The 18472-nt window shown below is 60.8% G+C and carries 18 protein-coding genes; 7 read left to right on the top strand and 11 right to left on the bottom strand.

Going from position 1 to position 18472, the window contains the following annotated elements; all coding sequences use genetic code 11:
• The first annotated feature begins 108 nt into the window (after positions 1–108).
• The 3 genes from BQ8794_RS14295 to BQ8794_RS14285 all read left to right on the top strand — a co-directional run bounded on the left by BQ8794_RS14295 (position 109) and on the right by BQ8794_RS14285 (position 2877).
• Complete coding sequence (locus BQ8794_RS14295) at positions 109–831, top strand: Crp/Fnr family transcriptional regulator (RefSeq protein ID WP_077378561.1); 723 nt, start codon at positions 109–111, stop codon at positions 829–831.
• Between the two features lie 525 nt (positions 832–1356).
• Positions 1357–1650, top strand: coding sequence for a hypothetical protein (locus tag BQ8794_RS14290; RefSeq protein ID WP_077378558.1), 294 nt, complete (start codon positions 1357–1359; stop codon positions 1648–1650).
• Between the two features lie 255 nt (positions 1651–1905).
• Positions 1906–2877 (top strand): Vgb family protein, encoded by a 972-nt coding sequence (locus BQ8794_RS14285; RefSeq protein ID WP_077378555.1) that lies wholly within the window; start codon positions 1906–1908, stop codon positions 2875–2877.
• Between the two features lie 93 nt (positions 2878–2970).
• Here BQ8794_RS14285 and BQ8794_RS14280 read toward each other — a convergent pair whose 3' ends face one another.
• From BQ8794_RS14280 to BQ8794_RS34685, 3 genes are all read right to left on the bottom strand, one after another.
• Complete coding sequence (locus BQ8794_RS14280) at positions 2971–5121, bottom strand: GDSL-type esterase/lipase family protein (protein ID WP_077378552.1); 2151 nt, start codon at positions 5119–5121, stop codon at positions 2971–2973.
• On the bottom strand, positions 5118–5537 hold the full coding sequence (locus BQ8794_RS14275; RefSeq protein WP_143744554.1) for a hypothetical protein: 420 nt from the start codon (positions 5535–5537) through the stop codon (positions 5118–5120). The genes BQ8794_RS14280 and BQ8794_RS14275 overlap by 4 nt, the downstream gene beginning before the upstream one ends.
• Before the next feature lie 524 nt (positions 5538–6061).
• Positions 6062–6466 carry a hypothetical protein gene (locus BQ8794_RS34685; protein ID WP_143744553.1) on the bottom strand — a complete coding sequence of 135 codons (405 nt, stop codon included), beginning with the start codon at positions 6464–6466 and terminating at the stop codon, positions 6062–6064.
• Here BQ8794_RS34685 and BQ8794_RS14270 point away from each other — a divergent pair.
• A complete protein-coding gene (locus BQ8794_RS14270) occupies positions 6446–7729 on the top strand; it encodes a hypothetical protein (protein WP_143744552.1) in 1284 nt (427 codons plus the stop codon). The two genes, BQ8794_RS34685 and BQ8794_RS14270, sit on opposite strands and share 21 nt — an antisense overlap.
• Before the next feature lie 186 nt (positions 7730–7915).
• Positions 7916–9265 carry an SGNH/GDSL hydrolase family protein gene (locus BQ8794_RS14265; RefSeq protein WP_244554957.1) on the top strand — a complete coding sequence of 450 codons (1350 nt, stop codon included), beginning with the start codon at positions 7916–7918 and terminating at the stop codon, positions 9263–9265.
• Between the two features lie 59 nt (positions 9266–9324).
• Here BQ8794_RS14265 and BQ8794_RS14260 read toward each other — a convergent pair whose 3' ends face one another.
• Complete coding sequence (locus BQ8794_RS14260; RefSeq protein ID WP_077378542.1) at positions 9325–10365, bottom strand: EscU/YscU/HrcU family type III secretion system export apparatus switch protein; 1041 nt, start codon at positions 10363–10365, stop codon at positions 9325–9327.
• A gap of 84 nt (positions 10366–10449) precedes the next feature.
• Between BQ8794_RS14260 and BQ8794_RS14255 the strand changes: the two genes are divergently transcribed.
• On the top strand, positions 10450–11253 hold the full coding sequence (locus tag BQ8794_RS14255) for a tetratricopeptide repeat protein (RefSeq protein ID WP_077378539.1): 804 nt from the start codon (positions 10450–10452) through the stop codon (positions 11251–11253).
• An 80-nt stretch (positions 11254–11333) separates the two neighbouring features.
• Here the strand turns inward: BQ8794_RS14255 and BQ8794_RS14250 are convergent, their stop codons facing one another.
• The 7 genes from BQ8794_RS14250 to BQ8794_RS14220 form a co-directional block, all read right to left on the bottom strand.
• Positions 11334–11783, bottom strand: coding sequence for a hypothetical protein (locus BQ8794_RS14250; protein WP_077378536.1), 450 nt, complete (start codon positions 11781–11783; stop codon positions 11334–11336).
• 13 nt (positions 11784–11796) lie between these two features.
• The gene (locus BQ8794_RS14245; RefSeq protein ID WP_077378534.1) at positions 11797–13146 is read right to left on the bottom strand and encodes a type II and III secretion system protein family protein; all 1350 of its coding nucleotides are present in this window, start codon (positions 13144–13146) and stop codon (positions 11797–11799) included.
• A gap of 57 nt (positions 13147–13203) precedes the next feature.
• On the bottom strand, positions 13204–15366 hold the full coding sequence (gene sctV / locus BQ8794_RS14240; RefSeq protein ID WP_077378531.1) for a type III secretion system export apparatus subunit SctV: 2163 nt from the start codon (positions 15364–15366) through the stop codon (positions 13204–13206).
• On the bottom strand, positions 15363–15674 hold the full coding sequence (locus BQ8794_RS14235) for a tetratricopeptide repeat protein (RefSeq protein ID WP_023799520.1): 312 nt from the start codon (positions 15672–15674) through the stop codon (positions 15363–15365). The genes sctV and BQ8794_RS14235 overlap by 4 nt, the downstream gene beginning before the upstream one ends.
• 23 nt (positions 15675–15697) lie before the next feature.
• Positions 15698–16132: a hypothetical protein gene (locus BQ8794_RS14230; RefSeq protein WP_244554956.1), complete on the bottom strand. Its 435-nt coding sequence runs from the start codon at positions 16130–16132 to the stop codon at positions 15698–15700.
• Positions 16129–17103, bottom strand: coding sequence for a SctD/MshK family protein (locus tag BQ8794_RS14225; protein WP_077378529.1), 975 nt, complete (start codon positions 17101–17103; stop codon positions 16129–16131). Before BQ8794_RS14225 ends, BQ8794_RS14230 begins: the two co-directional genes overlap by 4 nt.
• A 112-nt stretch (positions 17104–17215) precedes the next feature.
• Positions 17216–17395, bottom strand: a complete 180-nt coding sequence (locus tag BQ8794_RS14220) for a hypothetical protein (RefSeq protein WP_023799517.1) — start codon at positions 17393–17395, stop codon at positions 17216–17218.
• 215 nt (positions 17396–17610) lie between these two features.
• Here BQ8794_RS14220 and BQ8794_RS14215 point away from each other — a divergent pair, with 215 nt between their 5' ends.
• Entirely contained in the window at positions 17611–18459 is an 849-nt protein-coding gene (locus BQ8794_RS14215; protein WP_077378669.1) for a MurR/RpiR family transcriptional regulator, read from the top strand.
• Positions 18460–18472: the final 13 nt, after the last annotated feature.

Genomic DNA, 18472 nt, shown 5'->3' with positions numbered 1-18472 from the left:
CTTGACGCGTTTGCGCGAGAACGGACTGGAGGTCGGACTCGTTCAAAGAGGTGGTCAAGGCAATGCTTTAGGGGGGCGGGGCGCATACCCTATCAGGGAGAGGGAGCCATGACAGAGAATGGCGCTGAGGTTCGGGTCAAACAACTGAACAACATACGCTTGTTCCGGCAATTTGGGCAAGATACTCTTAGTGAAATGGCGAAAGCAGCCATCTTACGGAGTGTTCCAAAGAATAAAGTCTTAACTCGCCTTGGAGACATACCGCGTTATATTTACTACATAATCCATGGAAAAGTTCGTCTTAGTGTTCCCCTCTCAGATGGCCGAGAATTCATCTATTCCGATCTCGGTCCAGGCGACACTTTCGACTTGACTAGATTGTTCATCGCGCGACACAGTAACATGAACGCTGCATCAGTTGTGGACAGCGACTTGCTCCAAATCGAAGCAGCTTTCATGGCTAGTGTCTTCGACAAGCACCCAGATCTCGCACTGAAGGTGATCCCGCACTTATGCCAAGCAACGCACGACGCGCAAGAGCGAGTGATCCACAGTGCGTCGAATGCCCTATCCATTCGATTGGCGAGCACGCTGTTGCGATTGACTGAGACCCCGCACAGCACGGCTACCGTGAATGGAGCTCTGAGAATCCACATTTCGCAGACCGACCTCGCGGCAATGATCCCGGCGTCTCGAGCGAAAGTGAATCGTTGCCTGAGAGAATGGGAACGGCGGTATCTGACCCAATACGACCACGGCTCGCTGACAATTCTCAATCGCACCGCATTAGAGTCTGTTGCTCTTGGCTACTCGCGTTTGATCGTTCAATGATGCCTTTCCCGTGTGCTCGGGCATCTCCACGCCACCCTCCCGGAAGATAATGAACCGGAAGTGGTGCCGGTCGTGCTCGGATCGCTCTGTAAAAGTCCTTTGCGTCGGCGTCGTAGGTCGCCGCACTGGACACTGCCGGCGAGATGGCAACGCACTCGCGCAGCCCCGAGCATCCCCCCGGACCCTCGGCTCCCGGTGGAATTGGAGCACCGCCAGACCGGCCGGCGCAACTCCTGGCCCAGATGCGGCTCGGCAGCTTGCGAAATGAAGCAGCAAAGGGTCGACTGTTTGCCCAAGGTCAGCTTGCCGCTGGAACGCGTCGCGAAAAAAATTATGGCTCGGCGTCAGGAGCCGCCCAGCCAGCTGCCGCGAGCGACCGGTAATCGGCGGCGCTTTTTTGTACCGCCCGAGATTGGACGATGGCACGCACCGGGGCACCGCCTCTTTGCCGTGCGTGGTGCAACTTTGCTGTTGGGGAATCCGGGACTATTATCGGCCGCCCATGTAGATCACGTCGGTGGAAAAATGGATCTGCAAGCCTTCAGGGATTCGATTGCGAAATCACAGCCGCCCGCCGGCTTGAGCCCTGCCCTGCAGGCGCTGTGGTGGGATGCAAAGGGCGATTGGGATAAGGCGCACGAGCGTGCGCAACTGCGCGACGATACGGCTTGTATGCGCGTGCATGCCTACCTGCATCGCAAGGAAGGCGATCAATCCAATGCGGAGTATTGGTATCGTCGCTGCGACGCCGTGCCGTCGACGTTGACGCTTGATGCGGAATGGCAAGAGGTGGCGTTGGAACTTTTGCGGCAAAGCTGACGCCTTCCGCGCGTCAAGTCTGATTGCGGGCCGCGGTTGCGTCGTCGTAATGCAGGTTTTCCCACGATGCTACCGCCTATCGACGATTCTGGGCTTGGAGGCCTAGGCGAGGGCAGGGGCTACATTAGCTCCTGACTTTGATCAGCAAGCGGCACCGCGAGCTCGCCATCTGCAGTTCGGCCGCCGCAGTGGCGCGAAAAGGATACGTGGATCGCTCGCTGTGCAAATTGAAACGCGCGATGTGAGGAGTTCGCCATGTTCCGTACGATTGCGTCGGCGCTGTTCGCCGCGTTGCTCTGCACGGTGGCCGCGCGTGCCGCTGCGGAGAAGGTCCGCTACCATCCCGTTCCGGAGGGCGCTGGCCCGCACGATGTCGCTCCGGCGCCGGATGGCTCCGTATGGTACACCGCCCAGGGACAGGGCGCGCTTGGGCGGCTCGATCCTGATACAGGCGCGGTCAAGCACATCACCCTCGGCGACGGCTCGGCGCCGCACGGGGTGATCGTCGGTCTCGACGGCGCCGCCTGGGTGACCGACGGCGGCCTCAACGCCATCGTGCGCGTCGATCCCGAAACGGAAGCGGTGAAGGCCTTTCCGCTCCCCGAGGGGCGCGGCAACGCCAACCTCAACACCGGTTCCTTCGACAAGGACGGGAGGCTCTGGTTCACCGGGCAGGAGGGCATCTACGGCAGGCTCGATCCGGCGAGCGGCAAGGTCGACGTTTGGGACGCGCCGCGCGGTCGCGGCCCCTACGGGATCACGACCACGCCGTCCGGCGAGGTCGACTACGCCTCGCTTGCCGGCAACCATTTCGCCAGGATCGATGTTTCGACCGGCGAGGCTTCCCCGATCGACCCGCCGACCGCGGATCAGGGCGCCCGCCGCGTCTGGTCGGATTCCAAAGGCCGCATCTGGGTCGGCGAATGGAACGCCGGCGAGGTTAGCGTCTTCGATCCGCCAGCAAATGATTGGCGCAGCTGGAAGCTGCCCGGAGACGAGCCCCAGGCCTATGCCGTCTATGTCGATGAACGCGACAAGGTCTGGCTCACCGATTTCAGCGCGAACGCCATCGTCCGCTTCGACCCGGAAACGCAGACCTTCGCGAGCTTCCCGTCCGACCGCGACAACGCCAACGTGCGCCAGCTCAACGGGCGCTCCGGCGAGGTATGGGGTGCGGAGTCCGGTACCGACCGCCTTGTCTTGATCGAGACCGAAACGGGCGAATAAAGCAAAAGAGGTCGAGGCAACGACGAAGGGCAATTTGCGCGAAGAGACCGCATGTCAGCGACTGTCTTTGACATAGCGTAGGGAGATGCCGCTCTACACGAAGAGAAAATCGCTGTTCGAGACGCTTGCGACGAGGACACCGTTTAGTGAAAGCGTGTCACTGTCGGAGAAGACGACCAGCGTGTCGCTCCCGACCTGCCGGAGTTCGCTATAATTTTGGTATCCTGAAATCTCCAGGAGATCATCGCCGGAAAGGTCGAAGTCGGTGATGGTGTCGTGGCCATGGCCGGCGGCGAAGACGAAGCTGTCGTTTCCCGTTCCGCCGGTGAGGATATCGGTGCCAAGACCACCGACGAGCCGGTCCGACGCGCCGCGGCCGTCCAGCCGATCGCCGCCGCCGAGGCCTTCGAGCGTGTTCGCTGCGCCGTTGCCCACCATGGTGTTGGCGAGCTCGTTGCCTTTTCCCGCCAGATTGGCAGCCGACCTCAGGAAGAGGTTTTCGACGTTGTCGGCCAGGGTCCAATTTAGATAGGCGTGCGTCTCGTCGAAGCCGCCATTGGTCTCTTCGATGGTTTTGTCACCGGCATTGTCGACATAGAAGACGTCATCGCCCGCGCCGCCGACAAGCGTGTCGGCGCCCGCTTTTCCGTTCAAGACGTCGCTGCCGTCCATTCCATAAATGACGTCCGCACCGGAACCGCCGGTAAGCGTATTGTTGCCGTCGTCCCCTACGATTGACCCCGGCGGCGGCTCATGGGGTGGATCGATCCAGACGAAATCCGAACTGCTCAAGGAGGCACTGGTCACGCCTTTGAGGAGAACAGTGTCACTGTCGGAGAATACGACCAGCGTGTCGCTCCCGACCTGCCGGAGTTCGCTATATCTTTGGTAGCCTGAAATCTCCAGGAGATCGTCGCCGGAAAGGTCGAAGTCGGTGACGGTGTCGTGGCCGTGGCCGGCGGCGAAGACGAAGCTGTCGTTTCCCGTTCCACCGATGAGGATATCGGCGCCAAGACCCCCGACGAGCCGGTCCAACCCGCCCCGGCCATCCAGCCGATCGTCGCCGCCGAGGCCTTCGAGCGTGTTCGCTGCGCCGTTGCCCACCATGGTGTTGGCGAGCCCGTTGCCTTTTGCCGCCAGATTGGCAGCCGACCTCAGGAAGAGGTTTTCGACGTTGTCGGCCAGGGTCCAGTTTGTATAAGCGTGCGTCTCGTCGACGCCGCCATTGGTCGCCTCGATGGTTTTGTCACCGGCATTGTCGACATAGTAGACGTCATTACCCGTGCCGCCGACGAGCGTGTCGGCGCCGACCCCGCCGATGAGTTGGTCGGAGCCGCCGCGGCCCTCCAGCAAATCATCGCCGGCCAGCCCATCCAGCAAATTGGCTCCCTCGTTTCCGCCGAGTTGGTCGGCAAAGGAAGAGCCTGTAAGATTTTCAATGCTGGTGAAGGTGTCGCGGTCGCTTCCGATACCGGTCCCGTCCAGGTCGAGATGTTGTTCCAAGGCGTCGATCCAATGTGAGGCGATTTTTGCATAGCCCCCGGCAGTCGGATGCAGCCCGCTATCAAGCGGTGGTGCGGTGATGTCATCCGGTGTCAGATCACGCATGTCGACAAAGGCGACCTTATGCCCCTGGGCGGCCAGTTCAGAGATCAGACCGGGCATTGCATCATTATACGCATCGACACGGTCTGCACGCGCTTGTGACTGTTGGCCGACGCGAACGGGAGGCAAGGAACCGACGAAGACGGTCAAGGCGGGATCGCTGGAGGTCAGGCTGAGCAAAAGGCTGCGCAGATCCTGCAGCATCGTTGGCACGCTATCGGTCGAGCTGTCGTTGGTTCCGGCGATCAGCAGCACGGCGTCGGGTTTCGTAGCTGCCACAACATCGTTGTCGATGCCGTTCAGTTGATTGAGCGTCCAGTTGCGGTGACCCTCGTGATCCCGATCGCCCATGCTGGCGGGTCCGTTGGACGAGGAACCGACGAAGTCGATCTTCACATTGAGTGCCGCCAACTGTTCCAGCATGAACTTCCGATATCCGCCGCTTTCGGTATCGGAAGAACTCGCGATCACTCCATATGTAATGGAATCGCCCAGCGGCAGTATCGACAGCAACTTGTAAGCATGACCGGAAGCCAAATCGGCGATGACTCCACGGGACGAAGCGCCGTAAGTGACTGCGTCCGAACCGGCACCGCCGACGAAAGCGTCTGGACGGCTGCTATCATAGAACACCGTCATGGTATTTTCCCCACCTGGCAAAGCTTCTCGCGGGGATCACCGCCTGGGCCGCAGCACAAAGGTTCGAGATCGTCATAGCTGATCGGCCAGTCGAGACCGATGCCGTCATGGCCTTTCAGCCTGAAGTCGTTGGCATGGAACAGCGGCGTCTGCCCGAACCAGTTGTTGGTTCCGCCGACCAGGCCGATCGTGTAATTCCACGATCTGCCGGCGTCCTCGTCCCGGATATTGCTGTTTGCGCGGCGTGCGAGCTGCCGATCATCCGTGTTGTGGCGTCCCCATTCGGGGACGAGAACACGAGCTTTCCTCCGTCCGACGAACTGGTGCAGGAAAAAGACTGAATCGAAGCCAGCGCCGATCACGACGATACCATGGTGCTCGCCGGCGACTTGTTTGGCCCGGGTGTCGAGTACCATTGTCCATGGCCTCTTCAGCCACTGCCTTGCACCTGACGCCGATGCGATCGGCTTCCTGCAGGTCAGCGAGACAAATTCAATGTTGCATCGCACACGCAAATATCGCAACGCAGCATTTGCTACTATTTTAGGTGGTCATGCAACACTTTTTTAACCTTCACCCTGGCGCGTCACCGGGCACGGTGGCGCTGCCCGGGCGATCACCGTTGCTGTTGTGTACGAAAATTAGGAGGAATGGCAATTTAACGCGGACCTTTATCGATAATTGGCGCAATTCTGCGCGCACTGGGCCAAGGCATCTTGAAACGCCGTCGTTGCCTGCATGGTTAAGTTGTAGTACGCTGCCTTGCTGCAGTGCAGCAATGTGGCGGCAAGTCCGGCCGCAAGACGGCTCATCCGGTCACCGGAAAGGTGAGCACCGAACACCGAAGAGGTGACGCGAAAATTCCGAAAGACGGGAGAAGCATGGGATGAGCATCGGAGCGGGCAGCGCCCGGCGTTGGCCGTCAGTCGGCATCGAGCGTTCACCCGTTGAGCGTTATGTCCTTGCAGCACTTCTTTTTTTCCCGTTGCTGTGCGGGGTCGTTCCGATCCTGCTGTACGAGAAGGCGGCATCCCGCGTGGCGTGGCACGATCCTGCCCTCGCCACGGTAAGCGCCGTCGGGTTGGCTCTGCTTTGCTGCCTTTTTGCATTCGTGCGCTATCCCGCCGAGGCGCGGGCTGCGCGAATTATCGTCGTCGGCCTGGCGATAACGCTGGGCCTCTTCAGCTTCGGGCTTGGAGACGAACTCGGCATTGCCGACGCAGCTCGCGCCGACGCGTTGGGCAATGTACTTGTCTATTCTCGCCTGATTGCGCTTGTGGCGGCGCTTTTTTCGATCCTGCGGCCATCCTTCGCCATTTTCCCGATGGTCTATTTCGCCTTCCACAAGAATGTCACGCGGGCAGTCTCCGGTGCTGCGGAACTGGGCCGCAACGACTATGCGCCGTTGATTGAGGTCGGTCTCTTCCTGGCCTGTGGCCTGTTGGGCCTTGGCCTGCTGCAGAGCTTAAGCCGGCTGAAGCCCTTCACCAGCAACCTGCCCAACCTTGACGAACTCGGAACCAGGAATTTCGCGGCCCAGGCTGTCGGCATACTGCTGCTGGCCGGGATCGGCGCCCATTTTGGCAACTACTTCATGTCCGGGATGGCCAAGGTCACGCTTGACGGAGGGCCGTTGAGCTGGATCCTCGAGAACCCGACCAGTTCCATCATGCTGGCCGGGTACGGCTTAGGCGCGGCCCCGCTGGGCTTTTCCGAATCGCTGCTCGCTCATGCTTATGAAGCAGTCAGGGCGGTCCAGATTCCGATGAATGTCGTTATCCTGGCTGCGCAGCTTCTATGCTTTCTCGCTTTTTTGCGCCGGCGGTGGCTCATCGGACTGACCGCGTTCTTCGATATCATGCATATCGGGATCTTCCTTCTGAGCGGCGCCCTTTTTCTGCACTGGATCATCTTGAACAGTCTGATCGTCGCGGCTCTGACGAGAACGAAGGAAAATTCGTTTTCCAAAATTGCCATCGTAACCGGGATTGTTGTCACCATATTCGGCGACGCGGTCTTTTATAACGCGCGGCTCGGCTGGTACGATTCAAGGCAAATCCGGCAAGCACATTTCGAGGCGCTGACGAAACAAGGTGACTGGGTGCGGGTCGCACCGAGCTTTTTCCGCGACGCTTCCTATCTGCTCTATGCCCGTCACTTCGGCTATCAGGAATATCGTCGTGAATCCGGCCACGTTCCGACCTCAGCTTGGGGCCAGATCGGGATCAGGAAGGTGCAGCCAAAGTCGTCGGACGTTGCCTCGTCCAACTATGAGGTCATGAAGCTTACCCGGGAGTGCGCCTATCCAGTCGAACTGCCAATCACGCCGCCTGACTACGATGCGGCCCGCCCGGCGCCGTTTATTCTTGGACAGCACAATCGCGCCGCGAACTTGGCGAACTCGGCTGTTGCGGTCGGTTACAACTTCTATCCACACCATCATTATTCCATGCCGTTCCTGCACCGCGCTTTTGAGGCGCTGGAGCCTCGCGACATCGTGGCGTATCGATACCTGGTCGATACCGTCTGCCTCGATGTCGCAGATGGCAAGGTCGTGCGGCGGGTCATGACCCAGACATTGGGACCCAGGATCGATGTCCGCCAGTGAATCCGGCGAGGGCGCAGCGGACGTTTCAGCACGCGAGTTTTGACTATAAGGCAGCACCAGCTTCCACGCTCGCAATCCTTGCCCCTGACGCTGGTCCAAAATTGCCACGGAAGTTGAATTTCATTCTCCAGGCAGCCCGTCATAATAAGGCCGGCGGCGGCATTACCAGCATGTCTCGAGGAGGAGATGAAAATGCGGCTCAACAGGCCTTTGGTTTTGGCGGACAAGGTTTCATCGGAGCTTTCTGCCGCAGCAGGGAGGAAGCGGCGTCGACGTCAGACTATCCTGATCTGTGCAGCTGTGGCGGCCGGCTCCGCCATCGCAGGTTTTTCGGCACAAGGCGCCGAAAAGGGAGCCTGGATCACCACTTGGGCTGCCACACCTGCTCCGCGCTGGTCGGACGATCTTCCTGCGCCTTTCGGAGTGCCGGAGGTATTGGAGAACCAGACCGTCCGCCAGGTCGCCCGCATCAGCGTTGGCGGCAATAGCGTGCGGGTTGTGCTGTCGAATTCTTTCGGCGAAAAGCCGCTGACCATCGGCGCCGGCAGCGTCGGAATAGCAGGCAAGGACGGCGAGGTCGACCCGGCGACCCTGAAGCCCCTGACTTGGGGCGGCAAGAGTTCTGTGGTCGTTCCGCCGGGAGCTCCGATCCTCAGCGACCCCATCGCTCTCCCGGCAGAAGCGCTTTCCGAAATCTCGGTCAGCATCTTCCTGCCGAAGAAGACGGCGCTGTCGTCGGTGCATTGGGACGGCGTGCAAACCGCCTACATCTCCGGCCCGGGTAATTTCACCAACGACGCAGCGTTCAAGGCTGACAGCACGCTCAAATCGCGCCTGTTTCTGAGCGACATATGGGTTGATGCCGCGCCGGAATCCCAGGCGGTCGTATTTTTCGGCGATTCCATCACCGATGGGAATTGCTCGACCCCCGACGCCAACAATCGCTGGCCAGACCATATCGCCAAGCGATTGCAGGAGGCCAACCGCAAGGTCGCGGTGGTCAACGAAGCTTTCTCGGGCAATCGCGTATTGACCGACGGTATGGGTGTCAATGCTCTGGCCCGTTTCGATTCTGACATCCTGAGCCATCCCAAAGTCGCGACCGTCGTCGTGATGATGGGCATTAACGATATCGGCTGGCCCGGCGAAAATGCAGTTACGCCGGACGACAAGGAACCGACCGCAGAAGAGATTATCACCGGATACAAGCAGCTCATCGACCGCGCTCACGCCCATGGCAAACGCATTGTAGGCGCGACGTTGACCCCCTTCGCCGACACCTTCAAAGGACTTCCCACCGAGGGTTACTACACGCCCGAGAAAGAAAAGATACGCGTCGCGGTCAACGAATGGATCCGCAACGGCGGCGGCTTCGATGGCGTGATCGACTTCGACAAGGTGATGGAAGACCCGGCCAAGCCGGGGTATCTGCGCGACGACTACGACTGCGGCGATAACCTCCATCCCAACGACGCGGGATACAAGGCGATGGCGGACGCGGTCGATCTCGACGTCCTGTTGGGTCCAGCTAAATAGGTCGCTGCCGACCTTGTCACGCTGCTCAGGCATTGCGGCAAGGTCGGTTCGAGCATGCCTCAAGTGAGCCCGAGCCGGACAAGATGGCGTACGACCGGTGAGAACATCTCCTGACCGATGTAAGCTCCGGTGTTCGTATTTTCGAAGAGTGGGCCGGCGACGACCGCATCCTCGATCACCGGAATACCTGCCTGGCGTGCCTGAGCCGTCATCTCGTCAGCCGCTCGGCCCTGGCCCTTGCCGACGACCGTCGGCACCGGCGTTTCACCCCTGACGTAACGCAATGCCACTGCGCGGTCACCAGCCACGAAGACGATGACCGCGTTTTTCACGCCCAGCTTCGCAGGTTGCATCACGGCCTCACGCCGCTGTCGCTGCTGTTCATGTCGAATCAACGGATCGCCTTCGAGGTCCTTGTGTTCGCGCTTGTATTCAGTTGTCGTCATGCGCATGTCGCGCAGGAACAGCCAGCGCTGAATAGGCACATCGATCACGCCGATGACGACAAAGGCCAGGGCGGCGGCAATTCCAAGCGGTATCAGCACCGCTTTGATAATTGGCTCCAGGCATGACGGAGCGCATCCCGGAGCATCGAAGAGCGGCTGCAGCCATGCGATCAAAAGGAATGCGAACAGGCCGGCCAGCAACACCACCTTGGCCAGGCCTTTGGTGAACTCGACGACGTTACGCAGCGACAGGATCTTCTGAAGACCCTTCGCTGGGTTTATGTGATCGAATTGCGGCTTGAGCGGCTCAAACGAGAAGACCGGCCCGAACGTTCCCAGCATGCCGAATACCACGGCGAGAACGACAACGATTCCGACGAGCGGCAAGGTGGCAAGCATCAGCAATGACAACGAATGGCGGATGGCCCGCAGGCTGACTTCAACGAACGAATCGCCGGGGGCGGTCACGGTCTGCACGAGTTCCGAAAGGTGCCCGAACAGCATCGGCCAGGCAAAATATAGATAGCCAAGCGCTGCGAAAAGCGTGAAGCCGGAGGCGAGGTCGCGGCTTTGCGAAACCTGGCCTTTGCGGCGAGCGTCGCGAAGCTTCTTGTCGGACGCCGGTAGTTTCTTTTCCTCAGCTTCTTCGGCCATGTTGCAATCTTATCGCACTGTTGTGGTTCCAGTCGGCCAAGGCCGTGTGTAAGGTGCGGCGGGCTTGAATACGGAGAGGTGGATATGCGGCTGCACGTCGTGTTCTTGCCCGTTGTCGCCATGTTGGCGGTGACCGGTTGTCAGACGACCAAAACCGACACCGAGCAGGCAAAGGCACAGGGCCCGTCGTCGCAATCGGAGCGTCTGATCAAACTTGCCGACGATATCCATGCGCAGGGAGATAGTGGCACCGCAATCGCGCTCTACCAGCGCGCGGCAGCGATGCCCGATGCCAAGCCGAGCGCCTTCGTCAAGGCGGGCGAGGCCTATATGCGAGCCGGCTATCCCGCCGAGGCGGCTAAAGCCTATCAGGCCGCGCTGGCAAAAGCGCCCAATGACGGAGGGGCAATGCTCGGGCTTGGCTCGGCGATGATGGAGACGGGCGATATCGATGCCGGCATGCGCGCGCTCGCGCAGGCCGCGCCGCTGGTCAACACCAGCAGCGCCTATATCAGGCTGGGCGTGGCGCAGACATTCGCCGGTCAGACGGGGGAGGCGCAGACCACTTTTGCTCAGGCGTTGAAACTTGCGCCGGGGGATCTCGACGTCGAGAGCAACATGGCGTTGGCCGCGGCGCTCGAAGGCAATTCCGCCACAGCACTCCCGCTGGTCCAGAAGATCTCCGCCGCACCCAATGCGCAGTTGCATCACAAGCGCAACGTCGTGGTGGTCTACGGACTTCTTGGCCAGGCCGATCAGGTCAGGGCCTCGCCGCCGACCGGCCTGGCGACCAAGGAGGTGAATACCTTGCTTGCGCGTGCCAGAACCATCCGGTCGAAGGGCAGCACACAGGCCAGGGCGAAAGCGCTCGGCTCTATCCTCGGCTAGAGCATAAAACAACAAACTAATGAGCGTCGCGTCGGGCCACGCGACTCGCTTTAGTGTACCGCGGGCAAGGCCGCATCGGCTCACTCGACTGGGAGCGTTGTTTGCGGCGTCGGCGGCCCGCTATTGGCTCCACCCATCGGCGCCTCTTCGCCATTGAGGTAGCGCCGCGCGGCATTTGCAGTCGGCGCGGCCGCCGCCGCCCCCATGCGCCGACCCTCGACGAGGTCCCGCTGGCTTTCGGCCATGCGTTGAAGATTGTAGGCGTTGGCGCAGCCGGGCGGCAGGTGGGAGCCGACGCCGGAGACGATCGTCAGACCGGTCGCAGCGGCAGAACGGTTGTCATCGGCCGGTTCGTTCAGACATGCATTGGGAGCAAGGACGGAGCCGCCGACGCCCTTCTGCGAGCCGCCGATGTCGGTCGAAACATAGCTGTAGCCGGGAGAGTATTCCTGCGGCTGTTGCCGGCCGTTCGCGCAGCCGACCAGAAGCAGCACTGGAAGAACAGAGCACAATGCGATGCGAAATGTCATGTCCGGTTCCCCGCTACTTGATGATCAGGCCCATCGCCGATGCGTCATTGGCGCGCTTCCTGTGTCGCTTGGCTGCCGGACGATCGAGCGGCGTGGCGAGGCTGTCGCGCACCGGCTCGACCAGGTAAGGCGTGATCAGGATCACTAGTTCCGTCTCCTCGCGCTGGAAGCGCTGTGACTGAAAAAGCGGGCCAAGCACCGGCACATCGCCGAGAACCGGAAACTTTTCCAGATTACGTGAGGTCCGCTGCTGGAAAAGACCGGCGATCGCAAAGGTCTGGCCGCTCGCCACTTCGACCGTGGTGTCAGCCCTGCGCACGACGAAACTCGGCATGGCAAAGCCATTGGCGCTGACTGAGCCTGCTTCCGACAAGGAACTGACTTCCGGCTGAACGTGGAGCGCAATGCGATCGCGGCCGATCAGCGTAGGGGTGAACCCGAGGGAAACGCCGAACGACTTGTATTGAACGGTAACGACGTCCGTTCCCTGCGGAATCGGAACCGGAATTTCGCCGCCGGCAAGAAAGCTCGCGGTCTGACCGGTCATCGCTGTCAGGTTCGGTTCGGCCAGTATCTTGACGACGCCGTTGCGTTGCAGCGCTTCGATGAGAATGTCGAAGTTGATGCCATGCGTCTGGTCCATGCTCAAACCAAGATTGCCGGTGCCGGAGGGCACGCCATTGTCCTGGAACATGTTGAATTCAAAACCGCCGCTCCTGTATCCGACAGACCAGTCGACACCGTACGACTGCAACTCAGTGCGCGAGACTTCGGCGAAACGGACCCTGATGTTGACCTGCTGCGACCCCTGCACGGTCATGTTGTTCAGCGGCGGTTGTTCCGACGGCGAGAACGTGCGGGCGATATTGTCGACATCCGTTGCCTCTTCGACGCCTCCTGCCTCGCCGGTCGCGACAATGCGGGTTCCGAAAATCGAGAGATTTGTCGCCGAGTTCGGCTGCATCGCGGCCTTCGCTTCGTTGGCAGGCGTGACATCGGGCGTGACGCGGAACTGGGCGGTTGCCTCGACCCGTTCATCGGCTGTGATTGCAATGAGGTTGGTCAGGCCGGGCTTTAGGCCGAAGACATAGACCATCCCCGGCGACACGACCTGAAGGTCGGCGATCGTGGTGTCGGCGATCAGGACCGATTCAACGGGTTCATTGAAGCGCAGCAGGCGTCCTTGCCCGACCGGCAGGTCGACCATTGGCCGGCTCGGCAATGGCGACACATCCTGTGCCATCGCGTCGGCATGTGTGAACAAAAACGCCAGCAAGACGCCAACCGTCGCGATAGCGAGCCAGCGCATCCGCCCGGCGAAAGTGGCGGATCGAACGCCTGCTGCGGTATCGTGAATTGTCATGCCGTTCCCCTCTTGAGCATGTAGTTCCCCCAATTGTCACAATTCGCCCAGCTGGCATCATGAGGCTGCCTCTTGTCCGGCTTTCGCCTCAGCCGATGGCAGCGACCGAGAGACGTTGCGTGCCACGCCCGAGCGGCCGGATATCGTGGCCAATGGCTGGACGTTGAATTCTTGTGCGAGTTCCTGGAAGGACAGGACCGGAAGCTCGATGGCATTGTGGGTGAGCAGGCTTCGCATATGACGGCGTACATCCATCGCCGCGAGGATGACCGGTGAGACATCGGTGGCGTTCTGCGACAAGGCTCGTTCGATTTCGGCGATCAATGCCTGTGCATCGTCATCCGAAAGGTTCAGGAACGTGCCGGTCGATGTGCTTTGCACCGCGTTTCGCAGGATATCCTCGGCCGAGCGCTGCAAAACATAGGCTGCGATGATGTTGTTACGGCCAGCGAAGCGGAAGCTGATCTGGCGTTTCAAGGACGTGCGGATATATTCCGTAAGCAGAACGACGTCCTGTTCGCGTTGACCCCATTCGATCAGCGCTTCGAGGATCAGGCGCAGGTTGCGGATCGGCACGTTTTCGCCGACAAGTCGCCGAAGCACCTCGGCGATTTTCTGCAGCGGCACGATCTCCTGCGCCTGTCTGACTAGATCCGCATAGTCCGGCTCCATGTCCGACAGCAGCCTGCGGGTCTCCTGGATCCCGACGAAATGGCCGGCATAGAGCCGAAGCGCATTTCCGGTCCATTTGGCCGCTGTTTGCGCCGGCGTGGAGAAGACGAAGCCGGCTTCCTTCAACGCCGAAAGGTGGCGATCATCGACCCACATGAATTTGCGCTGGCCGGCAATCGGAGTACCCTTTTCGTAAGTCACATCGAGCAGATCGAGATGCGTAGGGTCCGCTTCGACAAGAACGCGGTCGGCGGGGATTTCAGCATCCAGGATGGGTGCGCCCTCCAGATCGATGCGCATGCTTCTCGCTGAAAGCTTCTCGTCGACCTGCAGGCCGATAGCCGGAACGTCGACACCGAGATCGCCGAAAAGCTCGCGGCGCACGCCATCAGCGAGCGTGGCGAATTCGGGTTCCGGGACCGAGCGTCCGAGTTCGGTTCCGAAGCGTACGACGATGCGGGATGAAGAGGGCAGTGCTGCGACGGGCGTCGATGAAAGCGATGCCGGTTTTCCAGCTTGTTCGGCCATGGCGGTCTGGCCGATGTCCTTGAATTCGGCTTCCCGGGCGGTGCGGCGGTTGATGGCATAGGCGCCCGCGCCGAAGCAGGCACCAAGGATCAGGAACACAAGGGACGGAAAGCCCGGCACTACGGCAAGGCCGACCATGATCACCGCGGCGAGTGCGAGCGCACGGGAGTCCCGTAATAGCTGGCTGGTTATTTGCTTGCCAAGGTCGCTCGTGCCGTCCGAGCTGCCGACGCGCGTCACCATCGTGCCGGCGGCCACGGCGACGAGCAGTGCCGGTATCTGCGCCACCAGCCCGTCACCCACCGTGAGCAGTGAGTAGGTCACGGCGGCGTCGCCCAGCGACATATCGTGCTGCAGCGTTCCGATCGCGAAACCACCGATCAGGTTGACCAGAATGATGACAATGCCGGCGATGACGTCGCCCTTGACGAACTTCATGGCGCCATCCATCGCGCCGAACAGCTGGCTCTCACGCTCAAGCTGCTGGCGCAGCCTGCGTGCCTCCGCCTGATCGATGTCTCCGTTGCGCAACTCCGCATCGATGCTCATCTGCTTGCCGGGCAGCGCATCGAGCGTAAAGCGCGCGGCAACTTCGGCAACGCGTTCCGCACCCCGCGCAACCACGATGAACTGCGCAACGGTGATGATCAGGAAGATCACGAGGCCCACGGCAATACTGCCGCCGACGACGAAACTTCCGAAGGCCGAAACGATCTCGCCTGCGTCGGCCTGGAGCAGGATCAGTCGCGTGGTCGTGATCGTGATCGCCAGCCGGAACAAGGTGGCGATGAGGATGACCGATGGCAACGACGAGAACTGGAGCGGATGAGAAACGTAAAACGAAGCCAGCAGGATAAGCACGCTGACGGCGATATTGGCGGTGATGAGAATGTCGACGAGGAAGGTCGGCAATGGAATGAGCATCATCACCACTGCAACGAGCATCAGCATGGCAATGACCAGATCGCTGCGGCGTGACAGCTTGGCGAGGAAGTGCAGAAGGCGCTCCGATACCGTCATTCGGCGGCTCGATGCGATAGGAAGCTCCGCAAGGCATTGTGCGCCTCGGCCTTACGGCCGGCCACAAGCAACGCGCGGCTCTTCAGCAACGCTAGCGTCGGGTGGTCCATTCCCTCCAGCGTCTCCAGCCTGGCAATGGTGGCAAGCGCCTTGTCCGCTTCGCCATCGAGTATGAGCAGATGCGCCAGCGTGCGCAGAACGCCGGCATTTCCCGGCGACAGCTGCGCCGCGATAAGCAGGTAGGCCGCGCCCCGCTTTGCCTGCCCGTGACACCCGTAGAGATAGCCCAGGACATGCAGCAGATGCACTGTTTCATGCGGATCAGTCAGGTTTAGATTCCTTCCTGTATCCGGCCAAGCAGATCGCGATGACGCTCGATTTCATCCTCCATCAGCGTTCTGGCAAGTGTCTTGAGTTGCTCGCCACCCTCAAGGCCGGGAACCAGATGCGCTACAAAATGCTGGAGAATGGGTACCGAACGACGCAGGATGGCTGGCTCGGGAATAGCGGGCATGACGAAATTGATGAGCGCCTCGTCGAGCGATTCGCCAGCCGTACCCCGAGAGGACTGGAATTCCGCTGTTCCTGGCTTTTGCGTGCCAGCGGCCGATCTGGTCCCCTGAGCACGGCTTGCGGCCTTGTCGACGCCATTCATCCGCCGGCGGTTGATTGCCTGACCATGCACGCCTTCCGCCTGCCGCACCTCGCGGCCGGTTGTATCAATCCTTGCCGTATCGAACCGCGGCCCTTCAAGCCGGCGGTTCACGGATATTTCAGCGCGACCGTGGCGCCGCCCTTGGTCAGGAGAAGTTCCGTCTCGCCAATGCGTTTGACGGTCCAGCCGTCATTGGTGAATGCGCCTTCATGATAGCGTGCGCCGTCGGTGGCGATGACATAGGGCCGCTCGCCGTACCAGATCGCCTGCAGCCTCAGGCGCGGCGCCTGCTCGGCGTTGCCGACCATGACATTGGAGGCGAGGGTGATGTGCGCGCCGAACGCCTGGTCGAACCAGGATTGCGTTTCGGTCCAGGCACCATTCTTGTCATTGGCGATCATGCCCGAGACCACGAGCCGTCCAGGTGATTGCTGAACCGCCAATGTGCTGATGCCGGATTGCTCGAGGCGCAGCTTGAGCTGGCGTTCCGCCTCGGTGGTGCTGGGTGTCGGCGATGAATCGTCCACAACACTCTGCCCGGCCTCGCCGGCGAAGGCCACTGTGATCGGTTTATCGACTTGAGCGGATAGCTTTTTGCCACTGTCGGACTCGGCGAAGGAGAACCCATTGGCGGCGATGGAAACAGCGAAAACGGCAAAGAGAACGCTGCCCACGACCAGGAGGGGGCGATTGGAAACAGACCAGCGATTCGGCGGGCGTTCCGGGTTGACCAGCCGGATATGGGCATCGCCGACGCTTATCGCCAGCGGCAGCTTGCAGCGGCTGCCTTGGCCTTCACGGATGATCTCGCCGGTGGCGAGCGTGACATGGCCGCCGACAGCTTCGATTTCAATCTGGCTGCCCTTGCGCCGCAATCTTGCGTGGACCGGAGCGATGCCGGCGTCCCTGAGAACAACGTCCGACTCGGTGCTGGAGCCGACCGTATACAGAGGCGCGACCAGGCTGAGTTGGGCGCCGGCGTGAAAACCGTGCGTTACGCTGAGCGCAACGGAATGTCGCGATGCCGGGGTGCGGGCCGCCGCATCCCGATATTTGCCGATAGCCCAATCTTTGCCTCTCATGCCACTTCATCTCCCGCCGATGACAATTCAGACGCAGCCCGACAACGGCATCGAAAGCCGTGGACGTGCGCCGCCGGGTGTTTGCGGCGGCGCATGGTTCGAGAATCCCGCCTTAGGCCTTTTCGGCCGACTGGCCGAGCGTCCTCGCGGTGCTCATCAGCATGTCATGTTGGGACTTCGCGATCTCTTTTGTGATCTCGAGGCTAAACATGCGCTCCTGATGCTTGATCATCTTGTCCAGGTTCTGTTCCGGCGACCCGGCAGCGCCGGACGTAATGGGAGGGGTAGCCATCATTGTCTCCTTGAGGGACCATTCAAGTTACAAACTCCGGAATCACGTCGAAGCGATCCGGCAGGTTGCGAAAGCAGCTTAAGGCAGCGTGATCGAAAATGAAAGTCCACTTGGAATATATGAACCAGTTCGGGTCCAACTGTTGCATTGCCATCATTGGAGGAGTAACCTTGCCATCGGGGTAAATGGGGTATGGCAGAATGGAACAAGGTCCTTTGGCGGAGCTGTTGGTCGAACGGTTCGAGAATATGCCGCCGCAGCTGCGGGTCGCCGCGCGTTTCGTGCTGGACCATCCTAAGGATGTCGCACTGATGTCGATGCGCGAGCAGGCGCATCAGGCCGGCGTTTCGCACAGCACGATGATGCGGTTGGCGCGATGGCTTGGCCTTGAAGGCTATGAGGATATGCGCAGCCTTTATGCGCGCGCGCTGCGTGAGACAGGCGCCGGTGAGCCGGCGCGACGGGGTGGCGATCCGGGATATTCGACTGCAGGGGTTGTCGCCGACACGCTCGCGGCGCAGGTTTCAAGCCTGGGTGAGTACGGCAATGCCTCGCAATTCATCGCCGCAGCGGACCTCCTTGCACGATCACGCAATCTGTTTGGTCTCGGCTCGCGCTCCTTCTATCCGGTCGCCAGCCACTTCGTTCACATCATGTCGTTTCTGGCTGGCGGCGACCGCAAGGTGACGCTTGTCGGCGAGATGGGCGGACATGGTCTGGATGCCTTGCGGGGCGCGGGACGCGGCGATGTGCTGCTTGCTGTGGGCATGTCGCCTTATGAACGCACGACGATTGACGTGGCGCGCCAGTCGGCCAGGCAGGGTGTCGGCGTGGTGGCGATCACCGACAGCAGCGTGTCGCCGCTGGCCCGGATCGCGCGGGAGACCATCATCGTTACGGCAAATTCGCAGTCGTTCTTTCGCAGCATGGCGCCGGCGTTCGCCGCCGTCGAGATTCTGGCGGCACTGACGGCTGCGCAGTCTGACGTGAATGCTGCAGAACGAGTAAGACAGTCGGAAGAGCAACTCGCTGCTTTCGGCATTTATTGGAAGCCGCCCCGGTAAGCTTCCGGGGCTT

Source organism: Mesorhizobium prunaredense (assembly GCF_900156895.1).
Taxonomy (GTDB): Bacteria; Pseudomonadota; Alphaproteobacteria; order Rhizobiales; family Rhizobiaceae; genus Mesorhizobium; species Mesorhizobium prunaredense.
The sequence above is the reverse complement of the archived record's forward strand: the minus strand, read 5'-3'. Positions and strand labels throughout refer to the sequence as shown.

Bases quoted from the DNA above. Each gene is read 5' to 3' on its own strand.
- BQ8794_RS14250 (WP_077378536.1), bottom strand. From the start codon at position 11,783: ATGACATTTCGCATCGCATTGTGCTCTGTTCTTCCAGTGCTGCTTCTG.
- BQ8794_RS14290 (WP_077378558.1), top strand. From the start codon at position 1,357: ATGGATCTGCAAGCCTTCAGGGATTCGATTGCGAAATCACAGCCGCCC.
- sctV (WP_077378531.1), bottom strand. From the start codon at position 15,366: ATGACGGTATCGGAGCGCCTTCTGCACTTCCTCGCCAAGCTGTCACGC.
- BQ8794_RS14280 (WP_077378552.1), bottom strand. From the start codon at position 5,121: ATGACGGTGTTCTATGATAGCAGCCGTCCAGACGCTTTCGTCGGCGGT.
- BQ8794_RS14245 (WP_077378534.1), bottom strand. From the start codon at position 13,146: ATGACAATTCACGATACCGCAGCAGGCGTTCGATCCGCCACTTTCGCC.
- BQ8794_RS14285 (WP_077378555.1), top strand. From the start codon at position 1,906: ATGTTCCGTACGATTGCGTCGGCGCTGTTCGCCGCGTTGCTCTGCACG.
- BQ8794_RS14295 (WP_077378561.1), top strand. From the start codon at position 109: ATGACAGAGAATGGCGCTGAGGTTCGGGTCAAACAACTGAACAACATA.
- BQ8794_RS14220 (WP_023799517.1), bottom strand. From the start codon at position 17,395: ATGGCTACCCCTCCCATTACGTCCGGCGCTGCCGGGTCGCCGGAACAG.
- BQ8794_RS14255 (WP_077378539.1), top strand. From the start codon at position 10,450: ATGCGGCTGCACGTCGTGTTCTTGCCCGTTGTCGCCATGTTGGCGGTG.
- BQ8794_RS14225 (WP_077378529.1), bottom strand. From the start codon at position 17,103: ATGAGAGGCAAAGATTGGGCTATCGGCAAATATCGGGATGCGGCGGCC.
- BQ8794_RS14265 (WP_244554957.1), top strand. From the start codon at position 7,916: ATGAAAATGCGGCTCAACAGGCCTTTGGTTTTGGCGGACAAGGTTTCA.
- BQ8794_RS14270 (WP_143744552.1), top strand. From the start codon at position 6,446: ATGGTCTATTTCGCCTTCCACAAGAATGTCACGCGGGCAGTCTCCGGT.
- BQ8794_RS14275 (WP_143744554.1), bottom strand. From the start codon at position 5,537: ATGGTACTCGACACCCGGGCCAAACAAGTCGCCGGCGAGCACCATGGT.
- BQ8794_RS14260 (WP_077378542.1), bottom strand. From the start codon at position 10,365: ATGGCCGAAGAAGCTGAGGAAAAGAAACTACCGGCGTCCGACAAGAAG.